Origin of the sequence: Curvibacter sp. APW13, assembly GCF_032337135.1 — a bacterium.
Lineage (GTDB): Bacteria > Pseudomonadota > Gammaproteobacteria > Burkholderiales > Burkholderiaceae_C > Allorhodoferax.
This window is the reverse complement of the sequence record NZ_JAVXZZ010000008.1, coordinates 1-1,230: the sequence shown is the minus strand read 5'-3', so window position 1 is coordinate 1,230 and position 1,230 is coordinate 1. Positions and strand designations below refer to the sequence as shown.

Below are 1,230 nucleotides of genomic sequence, written 5' to 3'. Positions count from 1 at the left end.
CGGCGGATTCAACCGGTCGATGCAACACATTCGCTGAACATTTCAGCGGGGGTATGGAAGCCGAGCGTCTTGCGCGGCCTCTCATTCAATTGTCTCGCAATTGCATTGAGTTGAGTCTGGGTGAATCCTGAGAGGTTCATCCCTTTGGGCATGTACTGCCTGAGCAGCCCATTAGTGTTCTCATTGCTCCCGCGTTGCCACGGACTTTGTGGGTCGCAGAAGTAGACCTGAATATCAGTGGCTACCGTGAACTGCTTGTGCGCATGCATCTCTGTACCTCTGTCCCAGGTCAGCGACTTGTAGAGCTCTTGCGGCAGCTTGCTGGCATTCTTGATGAGTGCATTGACCACCGTCTGCGAGTCTTTGCCATTGAGCTTCACCAACATCACGTAGCGTGTCTGGCGCTCCACCAGCGTGGCGATCTGGCTGTTGCCGCTGCCAAAGACAAGATCCCCCTCCCAGTGACCAGGCACCGCCCGGTCTTCAATGCTGGCGGGGCGCTCACTTATGGAGATGGCATCAGCGATCTTTCCATGAATTGCCGTCTTCTGCGTGTAGTGACGGGATCGACGCATCCCGCGAGTGCGCCTGAGGTGCGCCAGCAGCTCCTTCTTCAAGGCGCCACGCGCTTGGATGAACAGACTGCGGTAGATGGTCTCGTGTGACACGTGGTGGCTTTCGTCGCCCGGATAAGTATGCTTGAGCCAGCCTGATATCTGCTCGGGCGACCAGAGCATGCGCAGCTTGTCAGCGACGATGCGGGCCAATTCGCGGTTCTTACGCAGCTTGCAAGGCTTGGGGCGTTGCGCACGAGCCCAGGTCGCTTCGTCGGCCTGATTGGCGCGATAACCAACGTATCCACCATTGCGTTTGATTTCCCGGCTGATCGTCGATGGCGCTCGTCCTAGCCTGGCGGCAATTGATCGCATTGATTCGCCGGTGACCAGTGCCCTGGAAATCTCTTCACGTTCTACCAACGTCAGCGCAGTCGCAGCCCGCGATCGCTGCGCCGGCCGTATACCGCCTGTCGGTGCAAATATTTGATGGATTGAAGTGTGTGGTCGATCGAAGAGCTTGCCGATTTCATGCAGCGTCCAGCCTTGCTTCCAGCGCTCCCACATCAGCGCTTTCTGGCTATCCGTGTAGTAGATCCTGGGTCGCCGCTTCATCTGCAACACTCCTTCCGCCTATGCGGTGGTTAGTGTGTTGCATCGACCGGTTGAATCCGCC

The 1,230-nt window shown here is 57.5% G+C and carries 1 protein-coding gene; it reads right to left on the bottom strand.

Translation table 11 applies throughout. The annotated features are described in order from the left end of the window. Positions 1-8: 8 nt before the first annotated feature. Entirely contained in the window at positions 9-1,169 is a 1,161-nt protein-coding gene (locus tag RQP54_RS19785; RefSeq protein ID WP_315680312.1) for an IS30 family transposase, read from the bottom strand. Positions 1,170-1,230 lie beyond the last annotated feature (61 nt).